Source organism: Halomonas sp. (assembly GCF_014859505.1).
GTDB lineage: Bacteria > Pseudomonadota > Gammaproteobacteria > Pseudomonadales > Halomonadaceae > Halomonas.
Genome location: NZ_JACUUD010000144.1, coordinates 1 through 6,262 on the forward strand (window position 1 = coordinate 1; position 6,262 = coordinate 6,262).

Consider the following 6,262-nt stretch of genomic DNA (forward strand, 5'->3'; position numbering starts at 1 on the left):
GTCGGCCGGCCTCCACGCTGAGTCGGCCGGGCGAGGCGTCGGTCGAGGGCATGGTTTGGCGTTTCCCTTTCGAATCGAAGGCTGAGCTTCCCTGTCGTTTATCTGAAGCTGCGGGGCTCCAGAATACCCACAATATCCATTGCTATGCCCTTGAGTTTAGGGCCAAGGCTCTCAATCAGCTTGTCACGGGTCAATCGCAGGCTGGAGCCACCGCAGTTGAGTGCCATTACTTCAGCGCCGCCTTCGAGCACGAGGGGAAGTGCCACAGCGCTTACCTCTGGTTGCCAGTCACCCTCTGAGAGGCAAAAACCGTACTCCCTGAACTCGGCTAGGCTCTTTTCAATGCCGGCTTCGATTCGGGCCCAGTCACCTTTGTGGATCTCCTTGAGCTCCAGCATGACTTGTTTGCGTCTCTTTTCGGGAATGCCGCAGAGCCAGGCGCGGCCGATTGCCGAAGTGGCTATCGGAAGGCGAGACCCCACCTCCAGTCGCATGATCAGCGGCCCGCTGCCGTGGCAGGTCTCCAGGTACATCATTGAGGTACGGTCGGCGGTGCCCAGGCTGACGTTGCAATCGGTGGCGTCGGCCAGGCGCTGCAGATGGGGGCGCGCCAGGTCGCGTATGCCCATGTTGGCCAGGTAGCGATAGCCCAGAGCCAGGACCCCGGCCCCTAGGCGATACTTCTCGATATCGGGGTTGCGCTGCAGGTAGCCGAGCAGGGTCAGGGTATAGGTAAGCCGCGACACCGTGGGCCGCGGAATGCCGGTGCGGCTGGAAAGATCCGCATTGCCTAGGTACTCCTCGCCGGCGCCGAAGGCGCGAAGAAGCTCAAGACCGCGAGCGAGGGCGGTGACGAAGTTGCGGTCTTTGCTGGCTTGCTCCTGATCATCTTCATGGGGGGAGGTTTGTGTCATTGGTGGTCTTCCAGAATTTAGTAGACTATTTCGAAATCTATTATCGCATATCAGGTGCTCTCCTCCTGTACGATTTTGCCGACAATATCGAGCAATAGATCGCGGTTGGGTACTTCATCATCTCTTAGCCATACGCACTGAGACTGATGGCGGATGGTGACGTCACTCAAAGGCAGAAAGAATACATTGGAGAAGTGGGTGCCCTCCAAGGCGGCAGGTACCAGAGCCACTCCCATGCCGTGGGCAATGAGAGCGACGATGGTCAACCACTGAGAAACTTCGTGGGTGATGTTGGGTTTCAGGTCAGCGACATGAAAGAGGCCGAGAATACGGTCGTAATAATAGGGTGAGAGGGCGCGACGGAACATCACCAGGGGCTCGCCGTTCAGGTCACGTAGGTTGAGGGAGGAGCGGGAGGCCAGCGGGTGGTGGCGCGGCAGGCAGCCGAAGAAGGGTTCGTCGGCGAGCGTCAGGGTGGCCAGCGTCTCCGGCAGCGGCATGGCGTGGATGAAGCCGATGTCCAATTGGCCCGTCTCCAGGCCCTGGACCTGATCGGCGGAGTTGCGCTCCAGCAGTTGGATCTCGATGCCGGGATGGGCGGCTTGCAGCGCCTGCAATGCCTGGGGCAGGCGGCGAAAGAGCATCGCCGGGGTGAAGCCGACTCGCAGCACCCCCGAGGCGCCCTCGGCGATGCTGCGCATCAGCGCTCGGGACTCCTCCAGATCCTGCAGCAGGCGGCGTGCCTGGCGCTGGAAGGCCTCGCCCGCCGTGGTCAGGGCCACGTGCTTGCTGCTGCGTGCCAGCAGCTGCACGCCGAGCTCCTCTTCCAGCTGGCGCAAGCTGGTGCTCAATGGCGGCTGGGAGATATGCAGCCGCTGGGCGGCGCGACCGAAGTGGAGCTCCTCGGCGAGAACCAGGAAGTAGCGCAGCTGGCGGAAGGTCAGGGCCATGTGAGTCTCCTCGCTGGAGCGGTAATGATATAGAAAATACTATCGTATTTTCGGAAATCGGTATTGGAGGCGGCGCGAAATCAGCTTCTAGTATGCGGAATATAATATCAAGACCGCAGAAGAGGAGACGAGCGTGTCCGAGTCCATACACCGCAACATTCCCGACAGTCGAGGCCACAACGCCTTCACCGTGGACCCTGAGTTTGCGAGGCTGCTGGCGATCTATCTAGAACCCGAGCTGCGCGAGCACCTGGCCTCTGCCTTCCATGAACTGGGTGAGCTGGTGGGGGACGAGTTGGAGTCCCTGGCCCTGGAGGCCGACCGCCATCCCCCGATGCTGCAGCTTCGCACCCGCAATGGAGCTGACCTGCAGCACATCGACAAGCATCCCGCCTATCGCCGGCTCGAGCACTACGCTTACTCCCATTTCGGGCTGGCCGCCATGTCCCACCGTGGTGGGGTGCTCGGCTGGCCCGGGCCGCTGCCTCCCATCGCTAAGTACGGCCTGACCTATCTCTTCGTGCAGGCGGAATTCGGGCTCTGCTGCCCGCTCAGCATGACCGACTCCCTGACCCGTACCCTGCGCAAGTTCGGCTCCGAGGAACTGATCGAGCGCTATCTCGGCAACCTGACCTCCCAGGATGAGGAGCAGCTCTTCCAGGGCGCCATGTTCATGACCGAGCAGGATGCCGGCTCCGACGTGGGGGCGATCACCACCGAGGCGCGCTTCGAGGATGGCGTCTGGCGCCTCTACGGCGACAAGTGGTTCTGCTCCAATCCGGATGCTGCTCTGGCCATGGTGCTGGCGCGCCCGGTGGGGGGCGAGCCGGGGACCCGCGGCCTGACGCTCTTCCTGCTGCCGCGCCACCTGGCTGACGGTAGCCTCAACCGCTACCGCATCCTGCGCCTCAAGGACAAGCTGGGGACCTGCTCCATGGCCAGCGGTGAGATTGTCCTTGAGGGGGCCGAGGCCTATGTGGTGGGCGAGTCGGGCAAGGGCTTCAAGCAGATGACCGACATGATCAACATGTCGCGGCTCTCCAATGGCGTTCGCTCCGCCGGCCTGATGCGCCGGTCTGTCAACGAGGCTCTGTTCATTGCCCGCCACCGGGTGGCTTTCGGCCGCCGGCTGATCGACCTGCCGCTGATGCAGCGTCAGCTGCTCAAGATGCTGCTCACCGCCGAGCAGGGGCGAAGCATGGTTTTCCATACCGCCGACTGCCTGCGCCGCGCCGATGGTGGTGATGCGGAGGCCGCAAAGTTGCTGCGTATCCTCACCCCCTTGATCAAGTTCCGTACCACCCGGGATGCCCGCAAGGTGGCCGGCGACGGCATGGAGGTTCGCGGTGGCTGCGGCTACATCGAGGAGTGGTCGGATGCCCGGGTGCTGCGCGACGCCCATCTAGGCTCCATCTGGGAGGGCACCAGCAATATCGTTGCCCTGGACGTCTTCCGCGCCATCCGTCGCGAGGGCACCCTGCCGGTGCTGGCGAACTACCTGCGGTGTCTGCTGGATGAGTCGGCGTTGGGTGAAGGCGAGCGTGCGCTCCTGGGCGAGCTGCTGGCCAAGGGGGTGAACGCCGCCGAGCGCGTCGCCGCCAATCCCAAGAACGAGGCTGAGGTGCGGCGCATCGCTAGTACCCTCTATCATCTCGCCTCGGCGGTTTTCTTGGCCTGGGAGGCGGGGCAACAACACGATGACCGGCGGCGTCAGGCCGTGGCCGCCCTGGTGATGCGCTACCGCCTGCTGCCCCAGGATCCGCTGTCGGTGGACGAGGTGCCCGAGGCGTCATTCGCCGAGTTGCTTGCCGAGACGCCTCTGGACGCCGCGGCGGTCGAGCGGCTGATCGCTGGCCTGGGGCTGACCGAGGCGGCGCCACACGCCGAGGGGGTGACGGTATGAACGCACCGCTTACCTCCCTGAACGGCATTCGTGTCATCGATCTGAGCCGGGTACTGGGCGGCCCTTATTGCACCCAGGTGCTTGCCGATCACGGCGCCGACGTGATCAAGATCGAGCCGCCCAGCGGCGATGAGACCCGCAGCTGGGGGCCCCCCTTCTCGGGAGACGCCTCCTCCTACTTCCATGGCCTCAACCGCGGCAAGCGGGGCATGGCGCTGGATCTACGCCAGGAGTCGGGCCGGGCGCTGCTGCTCGAGTTGCTGGAAACCGCTGACGTGCTGGTGGAGAACTTCAAGCCGGGCACCCTGGAGAAGTGGGGGCTGGGCCATGAGACCCTCAAGACACGCTTTCCGCGCCTGATCCACTGTCGCATCAGCGGCTTCGGTGCCGACGGCCCCCTCGGCGGGCTACCCGGCTACGATGCGGTGATCCAGGCCATGGCCGGGCTGATGAGTGTCAACGGCGAAGCGGATGGTGAACCGCTACGGGTTGGCCTGCCGGTGGTGGACATCGTCACCGGCCTCAATGCGGTGATCGGGATCACCCTGGCGCTGCACGAGCGGGTCCGCAGCGGGGAGGGGCAGTTCGTCGAGGCGGCACTGTTCGATTCAGGGCTGGCGCTGATGCACCCGCACTTTCCCAACGTCTTCTTCGGCGGCCCGGCGCCGCGGCGCACCGGTAATGCCCATCCCAACATCGCGCCCTACGAGGTGTATCGCACCGCTACCCGGCCGCTCTTCCTGACCGTGGGCAATAACGGCCAGTTCGCCAAGCTGTGCGAGTTGCTCGGCTGTCCCGAACTGGTGGAGGATCCGCGCTTCGTCGACAACGGGGCTCGCCTGACCCATCGCGAGGCGCTGCGCGAGGCCCTGGAAGCGGTGCTGGCCGACCAGGACGGCACGACACTGGCGGAGCGTCTGATCCGTGCCGGGGTGCCATGCGGACCGGTAATGGAGACCCATGACATCCTGGCGCACCCGCACACCGCCCATCGGGAGATGATCGTCGATATCGGCGCCTATCGGGGCACCGGCTCGCCGATCAAGCTGGGGCGCACGCCGGCTTGCTATCGGCGGCCACCGCCGCGCTTCGCCGAGCACACCGATGAAATCCTCACCGAACTGGGCGTCGTCCCGGCCAGGCTGGTCAAACTGCGCGCCCAGGGGGTGATTCCCGAGCCGCGCCTGAAGTGAGGCGCATCCCTGTCCACTACCAATGACAATAAACGTCAACAATAAATGGAGCACCATGCCATGACCCCCAAGATTCTGACCGCCGGCCTGCTGGCCTCTTCCCTGATCGGCCTCGGTGCCGCCCAGGCCGAGGGCTTGCCCGACACCATGACCTGGACCGCCTACGACGTAGGCTCCCAGGGCCACTCCGAGGCCTCGGCCATCGCCGACGCCTTCGGGCGAGCCCATGACACGCGCATTCGCATCCAGCCCGCCGGCTCGGCGATCGGGCGCCTGCAGCCCCTGCTCAGCGGGCGCGCCGACTACGCCTATCTGGCCACCGAGTCCTTCTTCGCCTCGGAGGGCACCTATGACTTCGCCGAGCGCCGCTGGGGACCCCAGGACCTGCGCGCCGTGGCCGGTCGTCCCTCCACCTTCGGCGTGCCCACCGCCGCCGATGCCAACATCCACACCCTGGAAGACCTGCGCGGCAAGCGGGTCGCATATGTGGCCGGCAACCCCTCGGTCAACGTCAAGTGCGACGCCATTCTCGCCTTCGGTGGCCTGACCCGCGATGACGTCGAGGCGGAGATGTTTCCGACCCACGGGGCGGCTATGAGCTCCCTGGCACAGAATCGTGCCGATGCTGCCTGCACCACCACCACGGCCAGCCAGCTCTATGAGCTGGAGGAGTCTCAGCGGGGCATTCGCTGGGTTGACATCCCGGCCGATGATGCCGCGGGCTGGGAACGCATGAATCGGGTGGCACCGGTCTTCCAGCCCTTCCAGGAGACCATCGGCGCCGGACTCTCGGCAGAGAATCCCGCCAACATGCTGGCCTATCGCTATCCGATCATCGTTTCGCTCGCCGACCGCAGCGACGACGAGGTCTACGACTTCGTCAAGGCCCTCGACGAGACCTATGATCTCTACAAGGATGCCACCTCGGCCATCCATCGCTGGGCCATCGAGGACGCCGGGGTTCCGCCCCTCGACATTCCTTTCCACCCGGGCGCGGTGCGCTACATGGAAGACAAGGGCATCTGGGACGACGAAATGCAGGCCTGGAACGAGGCGCGCCTCGCCCGTCTCGAGGCCCTGAAGGCGGCCTGGGAGCAGGCCATTGCGGAAGGCGAGAGCCTGGACGATTCGGCCTTCACCGAGCTCTGGGAGGAGCGTCGCCAGGCGGTCCTCGCCGAACATTCGTAATGCTCCGGCCGGGGCTTCGGCCCCGGCCTTCTCTCGCAAGGGCCCCGACCATGAGTGATACTCACAACACGCGGTTGAACGGCGTTGCCCGAGGTGTGGTGATGATCCTCGGCC

General features: G+C 64.8%; 5 protein-coding genes. 3 read left to right on the forward strand and 2 right to left on the reverse strand.

What is annotated here, in order from left to right:
* Positions 1 to 98: 98 nt before the first annotated feature.
* A complete protein-coding gene (locus IBX53_RS13925; protein WP_290910311.1) occupies positions 99 to 914 on the reverse strand; it encodes an IclR family transcriptional regulator in 816 nt (271 codons plus the stop codon).
* 50 nt (positions 915 to 964) lie between these two features.
* Positions 965 to 1,864: a LysR family transcriptional regulator gene (locus IBX53_RS13930; protein ID WP_290910313.1), complete on the reverse strand. Its 900-nt coding sequence runs from the start codon at positions 1,862 to 1,864 to the stop codon at positions 965 to 967.
* 133 nt (positions 1,865 to 1,997) lie between these two features.
* Here IBX53_RS13930 and IBX53_RS13935 point away from each other — a divergent pair, with 133 nt between their 5' ends.
* The 3 genes from IBX53_RS13935 to IBX53_RS13945 are packed head-to-tail and all read left to right on the forward strand — an operon-like array spanning position 1,998 to position 6,148.
* Positions 1,998 to 3,767, forward strand: coding sequence for an acyl-CoA dehydrogenase family protein (locus IBX53_RS13935; RefSeq protein ID WP_290910315.1), 1,770 nt, complete (start codon positions 1,998 to 2,000; stop codon positions 3,765 to 3,767).
* Positions 3,764 to 4,960 (forward strand): CoA transferase, encoded by a 1,197-nt coding sequence (locus IBX53_RS13940; RefSeq protein WP_290910318.1) that lies wholly within the window; start codon positions 3,764 to 3,766, stop codon positions 4,958 to 4,960. The genes IBX53_RS13935 and IBX53_RS13940 overlap by 4 nt, the downstream gene beginning before the upstream one ends.
* A 60-nt stretch (positions 4,961 to 5,020) precedes the next feature.
* Positions 5,021 to 6,148, forward strand: coding sequence for a TAXI family TRAP transporter solute-binding subunit (locus IBX53_RS13945; RefSeq protein WP_290910320.1), 1,128 nt, complete (start codon positions 5,021 to 5,023; stop codon positions 6,146 to 6,148).
* Positions 6,149 to 6,262: the final 114 nt, after the last annotated feature.